24 protein-coding genes are annotated in these 18,003 nt (G+C 69.8%); 6 read left to right on the top strand and 18 right to left on the bottom strand.

Features of this window, described 5'->3' with window-relative positions; translation table 11 throughout:
• Positions 1-484 precede the first annotated feature (484 nt).
• From IF02_RS35310 to IF02_RS0100045, 16 genes are all read right to left on the bottom strand, one after another.
• A complete protein-coding gene (locus IF02_RS35310; RefSeq protein WP_037835249.1) occupies positions 485-844 on the bottom strand; it encodes a hypothetical protein in 360 nt (119 codons plus the stop codon).
• A complete protein-coding gene (locus tag IF02_RS0100115) occupies positions 841-1,746 on the bottom strand; it encodes a bifunctional DNA primase/polymerase (RefSeq protein ID WP_030152657.1) in 906 nt (301 codons plus the stop codon). Before IF02_RS0100115 ends, IF02_RS35310 begins: the two co-directional genes overlap by 4 nt.
• Positions 1,747-1,831: 85 nt before the next feature.
• On the bottom strand, positions 1,832-2,527 hold the full coding sequence (locus IF02_RS0100110) for a hypothetical protein (protein ID WP_030152655.1): 696 nt from the start codon (positions 2,525-2,527) through the stop codon (positions 1,832-1,834).
• A gap of 125 nt (positions 2,528-2,652) precedes the next feature.
• On the bottom strand, positions 2,653-2,823 hold the full coding sequence (locus IF02_RS34630) for a hypothetical protein (RefSeq protein ID WP_158708414.1): 171 nt from the start codon (positions 2,821-2,823) through the stop codon (positions 2,653-2,655).
• Between the two features lie 111 nt (positions 2,824-2,934).
• Complete coding sequence (locus IF02_RS35035) at positions 2,935-3,099, bottom strand: hypothetical protein (protein ID WP_199809149.1); 165 nt, start codon at positions 3,097-3,099, stop codon at positions 2,935-2,937.
• Between the two features lie 14 nt (positions 3,100-3,113).
• Positions 3,114-3,554 (bottom strand): DUF6197 family protein, encoded by a 441-nt coding sequence (locus IF02_RS0100095; RefSeq protein WP_234318042.1) that lies wholly within the window; start codon positions 3,552-3,554, stop codon positions 3,114-3,116.
• Entirely contained in the window at positions 3,551-5,719 is a 2,169-nt protein-coding gene (locus IF02_RS0100090; protein ID WP_030152651.1) for a type IV secretory system conjugative DNA transfer family protein, read from the bottom strand. The genes IF02_RS0100095 and IF02_RS0100090 overlap by 4 nt, the downstream gene beginning before the upstream one ends.
• 12 nt (positions 5,720-5,731) lie before the next feature.
• Positions 5,732-6,124, bottom strand: a complete 393-nt coding sequence (locus IF02_RS0100085; protein WP_030152650.1) for a hypothetical protein — start codon at positions 6,122-6,124, stop codon at positions 5,732-5,734.
• Positions 6,125-6,137: 13 nt separating this feature from the next.
• Entirely contained in the window at positions 6,138-7,103 is a 966-nt protein-coding gene (locus IF02_RS35305; RefSeq protein WP_234318041.1) for a hypothetical protein, read from the bottom strand.
• A 147-nt stretch (positions 7,104-7,250) separates the two neighbouring features.
• On the bottom strand, positions 7,251-7,466 hold the full coding sequence (locus IF02_RS0100075) for a hypothetical protein (protein WP_234318040.1): 216 nt from the start codon (positions 7,464-7,466) through the stop codon (positions 7,251-7,253).
• Position 7,467: 1 nt separating this feature from the next.
• A complete protein-coding gene (locus IF02_RS0100070; protein WP_030152645.1) occupies positions 7,468-8,091 on the bottom strand; it encodes a hypothetical protein in 624 nt (207 codons plus the stop codon).
• A gap of 36 nt (positions 8,092-8,127) precedes the next feature.
• Positions 8,128-8,466: an RRQRL motif-containing zinc-binding protein gene (locus IF02_RS0100065; protein WP_030152643.1), complete on the bottom strand. Its 339-nt coding sequence runs from the start codon at positions 8,464-8,466 to the stop codon at positions 8,128-8,130.
• On the bottom strand, positions 8,466-8,690 hold the full coding sequence (locus IF02_RS0100060) for a hypothetical protein (protein WP_030152641.1): 225 nt from the start codon (positions 8,688-8,690) through the stop codon (positions 8,466-8,468). Before IF02_RS0100060 ends, IF02_RS0100065 begins: the two co-directional genes overlap by 1 nt.
• Positions 8,687-9,700 carry a hypothetical protein gene (locus IF02_RS0100055; protein WP_030152639.1) on the bottom strand — a complete coding sequence of 338 codons (1,014 nt, stop codon included), beginning with the start codon at positions 9,698-9,700 and terminating at the stop codon, positions 8,687-8,689. Before IF02_RS0100055 ends, IF02_RS0100060 begins: the two co-directional genes overlap by 4 nt.
• Complete coding sequence (locus IF02_RS0100050; protein WP_234318039.1) at positions 9,697-9,996, bottom strand: DUF6303 family protein; 300 nt, start codon at positions 9,994-9,996, stop codon at positions 9,697-9,699. Before IF02_RS0100050 ends, IF02_RS0100055 begins: the two co-directional genes overlap by 4 nt.
• Positions 9,969-10,232 carry a DUF6284 family protein gene (locus IF02_RS0100045; RefSeq protein ID WP_030152635.1) on the bottom strand — a complete coding sequence of 88 codons (264 nt, stop codon included), beginning with the start codon at positions 10,230-10,232 and terminating at the stop codon, positions 9,969-9,971. Before IF02_RS0100045 ends, IF02_RS0100050 begins: the two co-directional genes overlap by 28 nt.
• 769 nt (positions 10,233-11,001) lie before the next feature.
• Here IF02_RS0100045 and IF02_RS32865 point away from each other — a divergent pair.
• The 4 genes from IF02_RS32865 to IF02_RS36040 all read left to right on the top strand — a co-directional run bounded on the left by IF02_RS32865 (position 11,002) and on the right by IF02_RS36040 (position 14,413).
• Positions 11,002-11,382 (top strand): GntR family transcriptional regulator, encoded by a 381-nt coding sequence (locus tag IF02_RS32865; protein ID WP_051695344.1) that lies wholly within the window; start codon positions 11,002-11,004, stop codon positions 11,380-11,382.
• Between the two features lie 129 nt (positions 11,383-11,511).
• The gene (locus tag IF02_RS0100035; RefSeq protein WP_158708413.1) at positions 11,512-12,693 is read left to right on the top strand and encodes a helix-turn-helix domain-containing protein; all 1,182 of its coding nucleotides are present in this window, start codon (positions 11,512-11,514) and stop codon (positions 12,691-12,693) included.
• 18 nt (positions 12,694-12,711) lie between these two features.
• Positions 12,712-13,422 carry a creatininase family protein gene (locus IF02_RS0100030; RefSeq protein WP_030152628.1) on the top strand — a complete coding sequence of 237 codons (711 nt, stop codon included), beginning with the start codon at positions 12,712-12,714 and terminating at the stop codon, positions 13,420-13,422.
• Between the two features lie 634 nt (positions 13,423-14,056).
• The gene (locus IF02_RS36040) at positions 14,057-14,413 is read left to right on the top strand and encodes a hypothetical protein (RefSeq protein WP_324603740.1); all 357 of its coding nucleotides are present in this window, start codon (positions 14,057-14,059) and stop codon (positions 14,411-14,413) included.
• Positions 14,414-14,458: 45 nt separating this feature from the next.
• Here the strand turns inward: IF02_RS36040 and IF02_RS32015 are convergent, their stop codons facing one another.
• Entirely contained in the window at positions 14,459-14,701 is a 243-nt protein-coding gene (locus tag IF02_RS32015) for a hypothetical protein (RefSeq protein ID WP_037835248.1), read from the bottom strand.
• A gap of 300 nt (positions 14,702-15,001) precedes the next feature.
• Between IF02_RS32015 and IF02_RS0100015 the strand changes: the two genes are divergently transcribed.
• Both IF02_RS0100015 and IF02_RS0100010 read left to right on the top strand, forming a co-directional pair.
• Positions 15,002-16,213, top strand: coding sequence for a serine hydrolase domain-containing protein (locus IF02_RS0100015; protein WP_030152626.1), 1,212 nt, complete (start codon positions 15,002-15,004; stop codon positions 16,211-16,213).
• Between the two features lie 4 nt (positions 16,214-16,217).
• Positions 16,218-16,694: a GNAT family N-acetyltransferase gene (locus tag IF02_RS0100010; RefSeq protein WP_030152625.1), complete on the top strand. Its 477-nt coding sequence runs from the start codon at positions 16,218-16,220 to the stop codon at positions 16,692-16,694.
• A gap of 14 nt (positions 16,695-16,708) precedes the next feature.
• Here the strand turns inward: IF02_RS0100010 and IF02_RS0100005 are convergent.
• Positions 16,709-18,003, bottom strand: a 1,295-nt coding sequence (locus IF02_RS0100005) for a bifunctional 3'-5' exonuclease/DNA polymerase (protein WP_030152624.1), incomplete at its 5' end; no start/stop codon positions are given.

Here is an 18,003-nt window from a genome sequence, read left to right as displayed (position 1 = left end):
AAGCTGGGAAACTCCTGGACGGTCTGGTTGGTGCCGTCGCCGACGCACCGCCACATGCCGGCGCCCCGGTGGTGGCCCGCGTTCAGGAACCCGCGCAGGGGCTCGTTGTCCCCGGCCTTGGGACCGAAGATCGTGTCTACCTCGTCGAAGAGGATCGTGGGCCGGGTGTCCAGGGTGGAGACGGCCCGGAACAGCACCGGGGCGGACGCGTTCGCGGCCACCAGCGGCTGCGGGACCAGGGTTTCCACGATCTCCAGCGCGCGGGACTTCCCCGACCCGGGCTCGGGGGAGAGGAACGCGAGGCGCGGGGTGGAGTCGAAGCAGTCCAGCAGGTGCGCGTGAGCGTCCCACAAGGTGACGGCGACGTAGGCGGCTTCGGTCGGGAAGACGTTGAAGCGCCGGTGGAAGGACTCCACCTCGTCCAGCAGGCGGGAGCCGTCCGTGGCCGTCGGGTTGGGCGCGGGCAGGGTCTGGGTGGCGATGGTCATGCGGCCTTCCTCCGGTGAGCGGTGGCGATGCGGCCCAGCGGGCATGCGGCGCGGTGGTCGGTGTGGAGCTGGATGAGGGTGAGAACCTGCCGCTGGCCGACAGCGGAACGGCTGTGGCCGCACTCGCACGTCGAGGTGGCGGTGGGGATGGCGCCCCGCGGGGCGCAGATGTGCAGGACGGCGACGACGTACCGGCCGTCTGCCGTGCGCGGGTCACGGCGAACAGCAGAAGGGACGCCTTCGGCGACGACCTTCGGCGCCCTACCCCCGACGGTGACAGGGGCCGGTTCGGCGGAGCTCGGGCCGGTGGGGGTCTGGGTGAGGCTCTTCAAGGAGGAGCGGGGGTGGTGGTTCATGCCGTCCGCCTCATCGCGTTGCGGGCGATGGACCAGTTCAGACCAGAGCGGATCGTGGTGCGGCACTCGGAAGACGGCAGGCCAGCTGACTCCCCCGCTCCCTGAAGAGCCTCCTCCACCACATCGCGGGGAAGGTCGCCCGCGGCGATGAACCGCCCCAGAGCCCGGGCGGCCCGCAGCAGAGTCCCGTTGCGCTCTCCGTCCGGGGCCGACTCGACCGACGCGGTCTCCGCGTTCAGGGCGGCGGCCGCGTATCGGCTGGTGTGCTGGGCGAGGGTGGGGCGTCCGGTGAGCTGGCGCAACGCCTGGCGGGGCGCGAGCAGGGAGTACAGCCACGTCGGGAACGGCGCCGGAGTCAGCGGGCTGCTGACCTCGTACGTTCCGGTGGCCGTGACGCTGCCAGGGGCGACGACGTATCCGCCCCACGCGCGGGTGTCGATGAGCGGGCCGAGCCTGCCCGCCGAGTTCCCCAGCCTGACCCCGGCGGGGGCGGTGAAGTACAGGTGGGATCCGCCGGTGGGCGTCCGCACCGAGAGGGTGGCCGGGATGGGCTGCCCGGCGCGCTCGCAGAGCGCCTGGAAGGTGTCTGCGCCGTGCGGCGCTTCCGAACTGCCCTTGCTCTTCGGCATATCGAGGTCGACCACGACGAGGTTCGAGGGGCCGGTGGCGATGCCGACGTTGAACGGGAGCCGGTCCCACGCTCGGCGAATCCGGTCCGGGTCGCTGGTGGCCCGAACCTCCCACTTGCGGTGCCCGCCGGCGCAGTCGCCCAGACCGGGGCAGTGCTCCTGCCCGTGGAGAGCGGGCCGCTTCTGCCCGGGCCGGAGCGGGAACACGCTCCAGCCCAAGGCAGCGGCATCGAGCGCGGCCGTCAGCAGCGCGGATGCGGGTTGATAGGTCATGCTGGAGTCCTCCAGTTCGATGCAACGTGCTGGTTGACGAGGGCGGCCCCGGACTTTGGCGAGACGGGGGCCGCCCTCGGCGTATCTAGGAGCGGGTGTGCTGCCTGCGCGGCTCCAGCAGGGCGAAGCGCAGGGCGCGTTCGGCCTGCTGGCCGTACGCGTACATGGCGTCCGGCAGGCCTTCGGCGACGATCGAGGCGTCGTGCATGGCGGACGCCTCGTGGTCTGCGATGTATTCGCCGTCGTCGTCGAAGGGCTCGTCTTCGGTGTAGGGGCCGGCCGCGTACTCGGCGGCTGCTTCTCGGCGCTCCATCTCGGTAAGGGCCCGGTCGAAGTCGGGCCTGCCGCTCCACCCCTTCAGACCTTCGAAGCCCTCTGTGCTCGGGTAGGCCTCACTGGGGAGCATGTAGAAGCCCTGCGCGGTCCGGGTCAGCTGTACCAGCGGCGGCTGGTTGCCAGTGAGGACCTGTCGGATGGCCCACGTGGTGCCGTAGGCGTACGCCTGTGCGCTCTGGTGGTGGAGCCGGTACAGCAGGTGGGCGTGGTTGCGGTGGTGGCCGTTGATCAGGGCGATGGTGTGGACGTGCGGCTGGTAGGGCATGTCCGGGCTCCAGTGGGGGAGCTGGATGCCGCCATCTACCAGCCGGACCCTGTCCAGGTCGCTGTGGGCGAGGTTGAGGGCGGCTCCCTGGTGGGCGTGCTGGGCCTCACCAGCGGCGGCGCCAAGGGCGTGGACGCTGTCGGTGAGGGTTTCGAACCACGGCATCGTGGTGGTCTTCAAGGGGTTCTCCTCAGTGCTGAGTGACGGTGCTGCTGGCGCCGCCGGGCATCCCGGTGGCGTTGAGGCGGTGCATTGGCAGTCGAGGGCGGCTCGGGCTTTGGCGAGACGGGCTGCCCTCGCTGTGTTCAGTGGCGGGTGTGGTCGGTGGCCAGGTCGGTCAGCCGCTTGGCTTCGTCGGGGGTGACGTGGCGGTAGCGGATGCTGACCCGGCATTCGGGGTGCGGGCAGCGCACGGTGCGCTGCCCGGTGAGGAGCGCGAGGGCGTCGGCGACGCGCTCGGGCAGGGGCTGGTTCATGCGGTGGCCTTTCGGCTGTTGAGGGTGTTCGTGGCCGGGCTGGACATGGGTGAGGGCGGCCCGGTCTGTGGTGAGAGGGGGCCGCCCTCGCTGTCTGGGTGGGTGGGGCGCTCAGCTGTCGGTCTGTCTGCGTACTTCGGCGATGAGGCGGAGGATTTCGTGGGCCAGGTCTTCGATCGTCTGGAGCTTCTCCTCGACTTCCGCCGGCGAGGTGAAGGAGAACGAGCGATCGTCGTGGCCGTGGTCCGGTTTGGGGTTGGTGAACGAGAACGACACGGGCGGCTCCGGCCTCAGATGTTCGCCTGGTGGGCGCGCTGGATGGCGGCCTCCCAGACGCTGCGGACCTGCGGGCCGGTGTGGGAGTCGTTCCAGGCCGGGATCGCCTTCCACTGGGCCCCGTGCTGGCGTCGGGCTTCGTCTAGGAGGAGCTTTCCGGCATCGCGGTAGGCCGAGTTGCGGGCGCCGGCGGCGGCGCGCAGGGCGCCGATGGAGCAGCGGGCGCCTTCGGGGTGGATGAGGCGGTGCTTGGCCCAGCCGTGGGTGTCGAGGAAGGCGAGCGCGTCGGTGAGGGTCTTCTCCACCGGGCCCGCCCGGTGCACCGGCCCGGCCGCGAGGATCAGCGACACCGGCGAAGGCGCGGACGGGGCCGCCGGGGTGGGGTCGAGGAGGTGGAACGCCTTCACGTACAGGTCGGAGTCGATGGGGGTGAACTCGGTTTCAGTGCGGTTCATGCAGCCCTCCATAGGCCGTTCTCGTTGGTGACCTCGCCCCGCTTCTTCAGCTCGGACAGGCGCGGCTTGATCTTGTTCGCGGAGGTGCCCAGCTTTCGGGCGATGATTTCGACCGTCATGGGGATGGATCCCTCCCGCAGGAGTTCGAGGATTCGCGGCTTGATCAGCTCCTGTCCGTCCGAAGCAGGTGCCGGGCTGGCGGGGGCGGTCTGGGCCCGCGGCTGGGGCAGCGTGGCCGGGCCCTGCTCGGTCTTGGTGAGGAGGTCGGTGAGGCTGCCGATCAGGTTCTTGCCCCGCTGATCGACCACCGGGGTCTGCGCGATTGCTTCCCGCTGGCGCCAGGCCTGGCAGTCCTCCACGGCGACGGGCGGCTGGCCTCCGGAGAGGGAGGTGGGCGGGACGTCGAGGTGCAGGGAGCGGAACTGGACGGCTTGGGAGCCGGGGGTGAGGAGGTAGCCGAGGCCGAACGTGCCGTCCTCGGGACCAGCGGCGGCCTCGGTGTCCAGACCGGTCATGTCCCGGTCGGAGACCTTGGCGTACTGGCCCGGCCACGACGAGGGGATCATCGACAGGTCGATGCCCTCCGCGCCTTCGACCGCGTTCGCTCCGACGAGGGAGCCCTGGCCCTTGGCGCAGCGCAGGAAGACGGCGCCGCCGCCGATCAGGAGCTGGGAGCGGATGATCGAGGAGTTCCCGAGGTCTTCGGCCAGCGGGGTCTGGGTGGCCAGGACCACCCCGATCCCTCGCTTGAGGGATCGGCGGGTCATCTGCTCCACGATCGCCTTCGCCTCCGCGTGGTACGGGGAGGAGACCGACAGCAGCATGTGCGCTTCGTCGATGACGCTCAGGATCAGCGGGTCGGTGAAGGGGAAGGCCGGGGAGCGGTAGCGGGCTTCGCGGTCGAGCATGACCGCGTAGGCCAGGCGCAGGGCGCCCATGGCTTCGTCCAGGCCGTCGCCGCAGTGAGCGGCCAGGCTTGCTCCGGCGATGGTGCCGGCCTGTGGGGAGGACAGGATCACCGCGATCCGGGATCGGTGGGCGGAGAGCAGGATCTGTTCCAGCACTCCGGACTTGCCGGAGCGGGATCCGCCGACGAGGTAGAGGTGGCGGGCCCCGGATCCCGGCTGGGCCAGGGGGACGAGGGCGGCGTGGGTGTCGATGTAGGTGCCCAGGCGGACGTATCCGCGGGAGTCCATGGCCAGCTCGTCCACGACGTCGGAGAGCATCGTGCCGTGCATCAGCGCGTGCTCCTTCATCACGCGCACCCCCATATGCGAGGGCTTGTCCGTGGGAGCGAGGGCGATCTGGATGGACGACAGGTCCAGGTTCCCGGCGAGGTCTTGGATGTTGACGGTCCCGATCGCCTTCCGTTCCCGCGTGGCGATCCCTTCCCAGTCCAGGGGGCCGTCGTAGCGGGTCAGGGTCAGGCGGGTGCCGGGCATCGCGCCGTCCGGGACGGCCACATGCGCGGCCCACAGCTCCTCGGGCGTGGACGGAGCACCCGCCGAGATTCCCGGCTGCTCCGGCAGTTCCGGCGCCTTCCTGAGGTGGACCGTGACCGGGAGTGCGTTCGGCGCGTAGTGCTTGGGATCGCCCATCTCCACCTGCGAGACGGGGACCCGGTACACGGAGGCGATGTCCGCCGCCTTCACCCTCACCTGCTGGCCCTGCGGCACCGTGATGACCCCGGAGAACGACACGTTCTCGTCCCCGACGTCGAGGGTCAGGTGCGCGAGGTGGGCGCCGGCCTGGATGAGCTTGCGGCCCTCGGTCTGGGTCGGGCCGCAGATGAACTCCGTCCACCATGCCGTGATTACCTGCGCCTGCGAGGACTGGCCCGCCGCCGTCGTGGCGGGGAGGGCGGGGAGTCCGGCGCCGGTGTTGCGGTGGTGGGCCAGGGCTGCCGCTCCGGCCGGTACGGCGAGGCCGAGGGCGAAGAGGGGGTTCATGCCGGTGGTGAGGATCTGGTGGGCGGCGATGCCGCATCCGCTGGCGGTGATCCCGCAGGCGATCAGGGACCGCAGTGCGGGAGCGGAGGCGCCTGCGGCCCATGCCCCTACTCCGGCGGCTGCGGCGGCGAGGGCGGACCAGGGGCCGGCGGTCACGGACGCCAGCGCGAGAGCGGCGGGCGCGTACTGGATGAACTGTGCTCGGGTCGGCCCCATGGCCCTGCCTCCTTAGGGCTGGGTGTAGAAGGCGGCTTCGGCCATCTCGACCGGGGAGGTGTCCACCGCGTCGGCGATGCCGCCGTGGTCGGTCTCGGTGGTGGTCTTGGCGTCGTCGGCGGCCGCGGCCGCGTTGTCGGCTGCGGCGGTGTAGGCGCCAGCGGCGTCCTTGGCGCCGGTCATCGTCAGGGCGGCGTCGGCGAACTCGGCGGTGGTGGCCGCATCCACGGCCAGCGCCTTCATCGTCTCGGCCGCATCCTGCATCTGCTCCGCCGTCTCATCCACGTCGGTCGTGAGCTGGGTGACGGTGTCGGCGTGAGCATGGACCTGGTGGGTCAGCCAGGCGAGCTTGGTGCGCAGGGCCGCGTACGTGGCGGCGTCCTTCAGGGATTCGGTGGCAGACATCCGGGCTCCTCGTCTATCGGGCGTTGTAGAAGTCGCGTTCGGCAGGCGCGGTCAGCGGCGAGTCGGCCACGGCGCGGAAGATCTGGCCGTGGCGGACCTCGGCGTTCGCGGATGCGGTGCGGCAGGCCTCTTCGCCGCCCTGGATCTGGTCGTGGAGCTTCTTGGCGGCGGCGGCCTGGAGGTCGAGCTGTTCCTTGAGGTGCTCGCACTTGCCGATGAGGTTCGCCCCGACGCCCTTCTCGGTGATCTCGGCGATCAGGACGTCACAGTCCGAGGCGAGCTCGGTGGACTCGTCGACGAGTTCCAGGCAGGTGTCGGTGCTGACCTGGCACAGGTTGGCCGCGCCCTCGGCGAGGTCGATGACCTGCGTGAGGGTGATGACCTCCCCGCCGCTGTAGGTGCGGGTCTTGCCTGCGGCGGTGGTGACGTGGACGCCCTTGTTGTCGACGGTCGCGGTGTGCGGGACGGGCGGGTTGGGCTGCATCGCGGGGTCCTTCCGAATCTGCTCGGGCAGCTTGATCGTGGGCGGCACAGGCACCGTGCCCGGCGCCGGAACCGTCGTGGCCGGCGGCGAGGTCGGGGGCGGCGGAGTCGGGGGATCAGTGGGCTTCGGCGGCACAGTCGGTTTCGGGGGCACGGTGGGCTGGGGAGGAACGGTCGCCCCGGCGGCGGGCGCCGATGGCCCCGCCGGAGCTGCCGCGGACGGCGAACCGGAAGGCTTGGCGCCGGGCTTCTTCATGTAGGCGGACCGCCATCCGTCACGCAGGCCCCCGGCAAAGTGGGCGCCCGCCAGGAGCCCGTAATGGGCTTTCGCCGCCGCGTTGTAGGCGCCGTTCCGGAAGGTGTCCGGGGCTTTGGTCGGCTGCCATTTGGATTTCGGTTTCGGCGGGGGCTTGTTGATGCCTGCCTTCTCGTAGGTGTCGTGGGTGTTGTTGACGCCGACGAGGTAGGAGATGGCGAGGAGAACGAGGATTTCCACGAGCCTCCTTACGTGACACTGTGTAGTTGTCGGGGGTTACCGGTTACCGGTTACAGCCCCTACAGGCGCCGGTTCGGGCCGCACGGGGCGGTTCGATGGGGCGTTCGTGGGCTGTAACCGGTAACCAGTAACCGGTGCGCTGGTAGCTCAGCGTGACGTGCCGATGTTGCTGACGGTGCTGTTCGCGGTGTTGAAGACGGATTCGAGGGTGCTGCGGATCTCGTCGCTGAACGGTGTGTACGGCAGGAAGATCCCGGAGACGATCAGCATCAGGCAGATCGCCATCTGCTTTCCCTTCGTCTTCTTGAAGGTGAAGAACAGGGCCCAGCAGAACAGGGCCAGGGCGAAGAACTGGAGCGTCATTTCAGGCACCCTTCTCGAAGACGAATCCCTTGTCGTTCGCGGAGACAACCGCACCCGAACCGGAGGGCACGGAGAGCTTCTTGTAGGCGAAGAGGCCACCGCCGCCGACGAGCGCCACCCACAGCCACGGACTGGACGCGATGGCGCCCGCACCGTCGCCGGCGGACTCCTGCGTCTTAGGCGCCGGACCGCCGCCGAGGGTCGGGGCAGCACAGGAGGGAACCTTGGAGACCTCCCAGGAGGCTGCCTTGGCCACCGCGGCCGCGCGGATCTTCATGCACTCCTGGTAGACGGTCATCTCCCGCTCGTACAGGGTCTTGGCCGCGGCTTCGGCGGTCTGCGCGCGCTGCTTGTCGGCCTCCGCCTCCACCAGGGCGTTCGCGGCCTGTTCCTTGGCCCGGGCCCGGTCCTGGGCGGCCTGTTCGCCCTGCATGCTGGTGACGGCCACGACCGTCCCGCAGACCGCGAGGACGGCGATGGTGCCGCAGACGGCGAAGGCGGCGGTGTTGCGGCGGACCCCGCCGAGCTTGCCGATCGTGGCGGAGAACTTGGACGACGTGCTGGGCTTCTCCGGGGCCTCGGGGTTCATGCGGGTGAACTCCTCGTCCCAGTCGATTCCGGACATGGTGGTTCCCTCCTTCCAGTGCTTGGACGGTGCAGGTCAGACGCGGTCATCGGGTTGTGGGTAGGCGCACGGGGTGCACATGCCGAGCGCGGCCGGGATCACGTACCCGGCATCACGTCGGCAGGCCGGGCACCGGCGGCGGGCCGCGTTGGCCTTTGCCAGGGCCGCGGCCCGCCGCTCGGTCATCGGTCGAACGGGCCGGGCCGCATCGATCCGGTACAGGTAGGCGACCAGCGGGCCGCGCCGCCGGCGAGGCCGCTCCACCTGCGCGGCCACGTCCTGACCGCCCGGCCTCAGGCCGAGCGCACGGAGCTGTCGGCGGGTAGCCAGCCCGTCCGGGGCCAGGCGCCACGCATAGACGGGCAGGCTGGCCATCAGCGGATGCGGTGGTAGGCGGCCCGGCAACTGGTGGCGTGGTCGTTGGCGTCCACGCGGGTCATGTAGAGCGGGTAGTCGGAGCGGGTCTCGCCGCATCCGTGGCAGGCCCAGCGGGCGCGGTCCTCGGTGCCCTTGACGTCGATGGCGGCGCCGAGCTGGTTGTGCATCCGGATCAGCAGGTTGTCCGGTTCGGCGGGGCTGGTGTTCGGGGAGAGCTTCACTGTGCTGCTCCTTCGAGGACGGGGCGCGGGGTGGGGGCGGTGAGGTCGCGCAGTTCCTGGTACCGGGCGGCGATCCAGCCCGCGGACCAGCCGGTGAGTTCGATGGCCTGCCGCTGCGTCAGACCCGCCGCGTAGGCGGCCTGCACGACCTGACGGGCCCGGACCTCGGGCAGCTTCTCCTCCGCGGGGCCGGCGGCCAGCAGCTCGGCGCGCTCACGCTCCGCCCGCTCAGCCGCTTCCTGACGTTCCTGCTCGGCTCGGCGGCGGTCCTCGGCCGCGCGCTGTGCGGCGGCCCGTCGGGCAGCCTGCTCACGGGCAATCGCGGCTTGCTCACGCTCGTGCTCACGGCGCTCACGCTCGTCCCGCGCCTCCTGCTCCGCCCGCCGCGCAGCCTCCGCACGGTCGGCCTCTTCACGGCGGATCCGATCCCGGCGCTCCTCGGCTTCCCGGGCCAGCTTCGCCTCGTGCTCACGCTGCTCACGCGCCTGCGCTGCCTCGTGGTCACGGCGTTCACGATCCGCCCGCAGCTGGTTCTCCTCGCGCTCGGCGGCCGCTCGTGCGGTGGCGTCCCGCCGGGCCTGCTTGCGTTCCTCGGCGGCGAGGATGGCGGCGGTCAGGGCGCGCCGGTAGGCAAGGCCGGCCTCTGCGGTGACGATCAGCAGAAGAGGTGCGACCGCGTGGATCGCGACCCCGACCATGTCTCCTGCCAGGGCGGATGCGCCGATGTTCAGCAGGAGCGTCATCGCGCCGGTCATCCAGCGCAGGGCCACCGGCCACGGCCCCCCGTGTCCGCCAAGGCGGGCCAGGACCGAGTCGAGACGGACCACGATGAGCACCGCAGCGTCCACCACGAGCGGCAGGATCGGCGCCGTCCAGTCCCACGCGTCCGGGGTGTGGGCGGCCATCAGCGGCGTGACCGTGAGGATCGAGAAGAGCATCGCCCCGCTCACGATCAGCCACGTCCCGAACGCCAAAGCGCGTTCCGATGAGCGCAGATGAGCATCGCTCACAACGCACCCCCCACGACCGGCGAGACGGGCATCTTGGCGATCAGAACGACCGCGGACGTCGGCTCTTCGGGCCGCTCACTGTCCTCGGTCCAGGACCACTCGACCCCGTCCGTGACGGCGTAGCCAAGCGCGGTGAGCGCCCGCGAGCGCTCCTCAACCGTCGGGGCGGCCGTACCGGTGAAGGAGAGGCTGGGCCAGTCCGGCTTACCGAGGAGCGCCACGAACACGCTCCACCGGCCGCGCCGAAGGTGGAGGAAGGCGTACGTCATCACGCCACCGCCGGCGGCAGAGGGCACGACTTGTTCTCCGCGTCCCGGCGGGCCGCCAGCACCCGCCGATGCGCCCGGCGGATCCGGCGGCCGTCGAACTCCGACGCCGGCCGGTCCAGCAGCACGATCAGCGCGTCCAGCAACTCGACCTCCGCCAGGACCAGAGGCATCTCGGCCTCGATCTCATTCAGCTCCGCATCTGACGGCTCCAGGCTGTCGGACCACGGGGTAACACGGTTCTGAAGTGCAGCGATGGACTCCACGGGTCTTGCTCCTTCGGTAGAGGAACGGGACCCAACAGCAGCCCCGGTGTTCGAGCACCGGGGCTGCACTGCGTTGGGATGAAGCGGGAAGAACTCCAGCTCCCCCACCCCGCCCGTACGCCGCCCAAGGGGCGACGGACGGGCGGAGGAGGCAACCGGCCGCGGCTGCGGCCGCGCGGGTGTCCCGACTCCGCGAATCACCGAGAGAGCCGGTGCGCTCGCGCGGCGGATCGGGGGAGACGCGAAGGGCAACGCCGGCCTGCCGGTCCAGCAGGGCGACGGCCAAGGCTCTTAACCGGATCACGAAGACTCCTGAATGCCAGGTCAAGCCGTGTGTGGGCGGGCTTCACCGGTCTGCCGTTGCCACGGCGGACCGGTCCCGAGCCCGGAAATCGGGCGCGTCATCGTCACTGCTCTGACGCCAGCAGGGCGGCACGAACCGGGTAGCACCCCAGGCCAGGGGCGATCGCAGAGCCGGAACGTGACAGAAACGTGTTGCCGCCGAGCGACATCCCGTCGCCCCGGGGACGGGATCACGCCCGTCTCGTTTTGCTTGGCACGCTGTTCAGTTCTCAACTCAAAGCCGGTAGCTCCCGACTGGCCGTGGAAACCCAGAGGGCTCCCCTGCCGCGAGGCAGGGGGACACAGCCGGAGCCGAAGCAAGTTACCTAGGTCGCTTGCTTGGTTTGAAGTTACCTAGGTCTCTTGCTGGTCGTCAAGCACCCGCAGGGCGCCTTTGAAAAAGACCTAGGTTGGTTACGCTCTACCCATGGACTGGAACCCGGAGCAACCCCCGACTGCCAAGGAGATCGCCGCCAAGTTCCGCAAGGACATCGGCGACGGCGTGTACCCGACAGGGAGCCAGCTCCCCGGGGCCAAGGGCCTGGCCAGGCAGCTCCGCGTAGGCCTCATGACCGTGCAGAGCGCCTACAGGCAACTTGCCGAAGACGGTCTTGTTGTTGGCAAGCAGGGAAGCGGGACGTACGTGCTCGACCCCAAGAAGGGGGATCCGACGGCTCAAGAGACCTCGCTTGGGCTCCGAGACCTCCAGGATCAGCTCGTGCATCTCACCTCCCGAGTTTCTGAACTCCAGGGCCGGGTCCAACAGCTTGAAGCTGCTCGACCTGGTCCGTCTGACGAGAACCAGTAGGCCTCATTTCGAGCCGATCCACAGTGCACAGGAGTTAACAGTCGGCCGCTGTTACCTGTTAACTCCCCACGTCAGGGGCCTGTTTCGGCATGATGGGCGCCTGTTGCATCAATGGACGTTGGGGGCGCCATGAAGTCGAAGCTCCAAGCAGCACGGGCCGCGCGAGGGTGGTCTCAGGCCGATCTGATGGATGCAATGGAGGACGCGGCCGCCCGGCTCGGCATTCAGCTCCCCTCTCGAACCAGCCTCAAGGCTCAGGTCTCGATGTTCGAGAACGGCCGCCGGCCACCGGGGACGGACTATCAGACGCTCTTCTGTGAGGCCTACCAGGCCACGCGGGTTGAGCTGGGCTTATCCCTCGAAGCGGCACCATCGCAGCTGGATACGCTGCCGTCCTTGCCAGCACCGCGAGCCGCAAGCATGCAGGCCAGCCCGGAAGTCATCGGGTACCTGAAGGCGGTGTTCATGCAGCACGTGCAGGCTGAGCCTGTAGTGGGGCCACGGTTCCTCGTGCCGGCGGTTCAGAGTCAGATGCCGCTCATTGAACAGGTCTGCAAGGAAGCGCGGGGGCCACTCCGAGACGAAGCGGTGCGGGTGGGCGCCCGGTACTCCGAACTGCTCGGATGGCTTCATCAGGACTCGGGAGACTCGCAGTCCGCAATGCTTTGGACGAATCGGGCGTTGGACTACGCCTCGGAGCTGGAGGACCCGGCCCTGAGCGCCTACGTCTTCCAGCGGCGGAGCAACATCGCGGCGGAGGCGGGCCAAGCCGGATATGCGGTTGGGCTGGCCAACGCTGCGCTGAGGCAGGCGCGAGGGCTTCCCCAGGACGTTAGGGCCGTTGCACTTCGTGCGAGAGCGTACGCGGACGCCCTTCTTGGGCAGGGCGACGAGAGCACACGCGCGTTGGATGAAGCGCGAGCGCTGGCCGACCAGGGCCCGGTCGGGGAGGGGCTCGCCCCGTACTGCTCGGTCGCGTACATCGACATGGAGGCAGCGGCATGCGCCCTGCACCTCGGGCAGCCCGAGCAAGCCGTCGCGACCCTTGAAGCGAGTCTCACGGAGTGGCCGGCCGAGCAGCAGCGGGACCGAGGGCTTTGTCTGGCCCGGCTCGCCACGGCCTATGCCCAGCTTGAGGACGTGGAAGGCGCGTACAACGCCGCTTCGCAGGCCGCAGCGATTGCTCAGGCGACCGGTTCGGCGCGCATTCTAGGGGAGCTGCTGAGGCTGCAGCCGTTTCTCACGCCGTGGCGGAAGCTGGTGGAGATTGCGGAGCTCAACCGATTGTTGGGCAGTATGAAGGGGAGCTGACCGGACCAGAGGAGAGCCGTGAACCTGCTTCCCACCATCACCACTATCGATGTTCAGGAACAGGCGCCGCGCGTCGCTCTGCTGCCGATCGGGTCGTATGAGCAGCACGGCGCCTACCTGCCGCTGATCACAGATACCGCAATCGCGTGCATCATCACCCGTGAGCTCGCCGCGGCCTACCCCGTGATGGCCCTGCCTCCCATCAGCATCGCATGCAGCCATGAGCACGGGACGTGGCCCGGAACGGTGAGCATCAGCGCCCGTACGCTGCACGCAGTGATCACCGACATTGCCTCATCGCTCGAAGCGTCGGGGGTGCGAAAGCTCGTCCTCGTCAATGCGCACGGGGGCAACTACGTACTCTCGAACATCGTGCAGGAGGCCAACCTCACAGAGCCGCGCATGAGCCTCTTTCCGCAGGGCCGGGAGTGGAACAGCGCCCGTGAACACGCTGGCCTCAGCAGCAACGCACACGACGACATGCACGCGGGAGAGATCGAAACCTCGATCCTGCTCCACTCGGAGCCTGACTTTGTTCGCCCGGGGTACGAAGCTGCGGACCACGATGCGAGTGATCGGCCGTTTCTGCTGACGCTCGGCATGAAGGCGTACACGAAGAGTGGTGTCATCGGTTTTCCTTCTCAGGCCACCGCTGGGAAGGGGGCGGCGGTACTGCGGAGCCTCACGGAGAGCTTCGCCGATCACCTTGCCGCACTGGGGGAAGGCTGAGCCGGGTCTCAGTCCTGGTCTCGGTCATCCCAGATTCCATGGCTGTCCGGGGTGAGCTGAGGGTGTCCGGGAAGTCCTTCTGACCTGCGCTTATGTAGCTGTCGGACACCTTGACGGACGTGTGCGGAACAAGATCGGACAACTCGTAATGCGTAGGTCTCGGGTTCGAATCCCGAAGGCGGCTCTGTAGAAGCCCCAGGACTCACTCGCCGTGACCTGGGGCTTTTGCTATTCACCGGATCTTGCGCCGGCGCGTCATACGCTGGTCCGTGTTGGCGGACTGATGGCGGTCCTCACGACCTCCCCCGGGGAAACGCGCATGACCGTGCACACTGTGATGCCGCTCGACGGAGCACTCGCTGTGCCTGATCGGGTCTGGTACGCCTCCTATGGCTCCAACATGCACATGGACCGCCTTGCCGCGTACATCGCGGGAGGTACGCCGCCGGGCGCCATGCGCACGTACCCGGGATGCCGGGACCGGCGGGGGCCGGAGCGGTCCGTCGCGGTGGAGTTGGCGGGCCGCCTCTACTTCGCAACCGAGTCCCCCGTGTGGACGGGTGGGCGCGGGTTCTACGATCCGACCGCCCCGGGACGTACGCGTGGACGCGCGCATCTGGTCACCGTTGGCCAGATGTCCGACATCGCCATGCAGGAGATGTACGAGGAGCCCGGACGCGACCTCGATCTGACGACGGTTCTTCGCGAGGGCCGCCACGAGGTGGGCCCCGGACGCTACGAGACCCTGATCTGCCCCGGAACGATCGACGGCATCCCCGTACTGACGTTCACGGCGCCGTGGACGCTCCAGGACGTGGACGTGCTCATGCCTTCAGCGGCGTACCTGCGGTACCTGGCCGGCGGACTCCTGGAATCGGGGCCGTGGGAGAGGCAGGACATCGCGCACTACCTGGCCACCTGCCCGGGTGCGGCGGGCAGGTGGACGGCCCATCAGGTGCTGGAGCTGCTGACCGCTGACATCGGACGGTGAACCGAGGCCGGTCGGCGCGGACTTCGGGCAAACGTGGAGCGAGGATCAGATCGGCGGAGGGGCGTTGCCCGCTCCGCGTGCCGCCCGTTCCTTCTCCCTTTCCACCGCGTGGGCACGGCGCTGGGCCTCGGCCTCTTCCGCGGCCGCCTTCCGGGCCGCGTCGGCTTCCTGCCGCTCGAGCCGGAGCTTGCTCAGTTCGTGCTCGCGCCGGAGCCGGGCCGCAATGCCGAGGCCGGCGGACAAGACGGGGTCGGCGGCGGCGTTTCGAGCGGCATCGAGGAACTGCATGATCCGCGTGCCATCGCCCGTGGCGATGAACCGCTTCAGGGAGCGGTCGATGATGCGGCGTCTGTCCGGCCAGCCGTCCGGGTGTCTTCGTCCACGGCGGCCGCGACTGCCAGCCTCGCGAACCGTGTTGCCAGGCGGTTGGGGTCGATCGGCTCGTCGTCATGGCCCCCCTATGTCGTCCGTGAGCACACCGAGAGTGATCGACCGGCTGCGGGGGCGGCCGGGGTCCGGTCGCCGGGCGGTGGGGGTGGGGCTACTTTGGGAAGGCTGGACCCGGGCGACGCGTGGCAGGAGGCCGGCATGTCTACACGGTTGCGCAAAGCGGCGGTGGGGGTGGCCGCGGTCGGACTGGTGGTGCTGCCGCTCGGGGCGGGGGCCGGGTACGCGCTCGATACGTCGGCCGGGACCGTCGCGTCGGCTCCCGTTGCCAGTGATACGGAGTTTCCGCAGCTCACGCCGGCCGTGGCGCGGCAGTTGGACGACGCCGTGCGGAAAGTGATGAGCCAGGCCAAGGTGCCCGGGGTGATGGTGTCGCTCTCGGCCCCCGGCAAGGGCTCGTACGTACGGGCCTTCGGTGTCGCCGACAAGGCCACCGGCCAGTCGATCCGTACGGACATGAACATGCGCATCGGCAGCGTGACCAAGACGTTCACCGTGACCGCCCTGCTCCAGCTGGTCGACCAGGGCAAGGCCCGGCTGGACGACCCCATCGGCAAGTACGTGGCCGGGGTGCCCAACGGGGACCGGATCACGTTGCGTGAGCTCGCCGGGATGCGGAGCGGGTTGTTCAACTACTCCGAGGACGAGGGCTTCTTCAAGGCCCTCACGAGCGATCCTCGACGGCCCTTCACCCCGCAGCAGCTGCTCGCGTACTCCTTCAAGCACCCGGTGCTGTTCGAGCCCGGCGCCAAGTTCTACTACTGCAACACCAACTTGATCCTGCTGGGGCTGGTGGTCGAGAAGCAGAGCGGGCAGAGGCTCAACGACTACATCAACCAGAAGGTCGTCCGACCGGCCGGGCTGCACCACACGCTCTTCCCCGTCGGCGCGGAGTTCCCGAATCCGCACTCCCAGGGCTACACGGACCAGACCGCGACCGGCAAGACCGAGGACGCGGCCGACTGGAACCCCTCCTGGGGCTGGGCCGCCGGAGCGATGATCTCCGATCTCGAAGACCTGAAGGCCTGGACGAAGGTCATGGCCACGGGCACGCTGCTGAAGCCCGCCACCCAGGCCGAACGCCTCAAGGTCGTCGAGGCGCTGCCCGGCACCGGCTACGGCCTGGGCATCTTCAACGTCCAGGGCTGGATCGGCCACAACGGTTCACTGCCCGGCTATCAGGCGCTGGCCGTGTACCTGCCGGAGGCGAAGGCCACGCTGGCGGTGATGCTGAACACGGACATCTCGTACGAGGGTGCCGAGCCCAGCACCCTCTTCGGTGAGGCGATCACCAAGGTCGTCACCCCGGACCACGTCTTCAACCTGCCCGCCCAGTCCGTTACCGCACACTGAGGGAATGAGCGATCAGGGTGTGGTGCTGCGCGTTGCCGGTCATGGTGATCTCGACGTCGCGGGCGTGCTGTTCAGGGGCTACCTCGACTTCTACGAGGTGAAGGTCGAGGACCCGGACGCGCCCCGGGCGTACCTCGCGGAGCGGATCCGGGGCGGCGAGTCGCTGGTGCTGCTCGCGGATGTGCCGGGGGCCGGCACGGTCGGGTTCGCGCAGGTCTACCGGACGTTCTCGTCGCTCGCCCTGCGGCCGATGTGGATCCTGAGCGACCTGTACGTCGACCCCTCCGGCCGCCGCACCGGCGCCGGGCGGGCGCTGCTGCGCGAGGTGCTGCGCCGGGCGCGGGAGGCGGGGGTGTCCGGGGTACAGCTGGAGACGGCGTACGACAACCACGTCGCGCAGGCGCTGTACGAGGCGGAGGGGTTCGAGCGCGAGGAGTTCCACGTCTACTTCCACGGACTGGACGTTCCCGGGGTGGGTTAGGACCGTGGGCGGCTCTACTTCGCGTCCGCGTAGCACTGGACGACCGCCGTCGTGAACGGGAAGCGGACCGGGGTGTCGCCGAAGGCGATGCGGCCGGCGCGGTCGCCGGCGGTGCGGATCGCCTCGGCCACCGCCCCGGCCTCCTCGGCCGGGCAGTGCACGATCACCTCGTCGTGCTGGAAGAACACGAGCTCGGCCCGCATCCCGGCGCCGGCGATGGCCTGGCGCAGGGCCGCGAGGAGCAGCAGCGCCCAGTCGGCGGCGCTGCCCTGGACGACGAAGTTGCGGGTGAACCGGCCGCGGGCGCGGGTGTTGGTCGAGGCGTAGCTCGGCGTCCAGCCCTCCTCCCGGTCCTGCGGGACGCCGGCTTCGCCGTCCTCGTCGGCGCCGACCGGCGGCGGGCAGGTCCGGCCCAGCCAGGTACGTACGAGGCGGCCCTCCTCGCCGGCCTTGGCGGCGTCGTCCACGTACGCCACGGCCTGCGGGAAGCGGCGGCGCAGCGCGGCCAGGTTCTTGAGGCCGTCGCCGGAGGTCTGCCCGTACACGGCGCCGAGGACGGCCAGCTTGGCCATGTCCCGGTCGCCGGAGAAGCCCTGGCGGGAGATGGCCGTGTAGAGGTCCTCGGGGCGCCCGGCCACCTCCATGAAGGCGGGGTCGCGGGAGATCGCGGCCAGCACGCGGGGCTCCATCTGGTCGGCGTCGGCGACGACGAGCCGCCAGCCGGGGTCGGCGACGACGGCTCTGCGGATCACCTTCGGGATCTGCAGGGCGCCGCCGCCGTTGGTGACCCAGCGGCCGGTGAGGGTGCCGCCGGGGACGAACTCGGGGCGGAAGCGGCCGTCGCGCACCCAGTCCTGGAGCCAGCTCCAGCCGTGGGCGGTGTAGATCCGGTACAGCTTCTTGTACGCGAGGAGGGGCTCTACGGCGGGGTGGTCGAGCTCCTGGATCTCCCAGCGGCGGGTGGACTTGAGCCGGATCCCGGCCTCGGCGAAGGCCTTGATGACGTCGGCCGGGAGGTCGGGGCGTACGCGGCGGCCGAACGCGGCGGAGATCTCGTCGGCCAGCTCGGCGAGGCGGCGGGGTTCACCGCCGCCGGCGTAGCGCTCGCCGAGGAGCTCGGTGAGCAGGGCACGGTGGACGTCGGCGCGCCAGGGGAGGCCGACGCGCTGCATTTCGGCGGCGATGAGGAAGGCGGCCGACTCGGAGGTGGTGAGCAGGCGCATGCGGTCGGGGTGGGCGGTGGCGGCGGTGCGGGTCGCCTGGTCGCGGTAGATCGCGACGAGGGCGTCGAGGGGGAGGGGGGTGGAGG

Source organism: Streptomyces sp. NRRL S-244, from assembly GCF_000717915.1.
In the GTDB taxonomy this organism is placed as follows: domain Bacteria; phylum Actinomycetota; class Actinomycetes; order Streptomycetales; family Streptomycetaceae; genus Streptomyces.
Note: the sequence above shows the minus strand (reverse complement) of the source record. Positions and strands in the feature narration are given on the sequence as shown.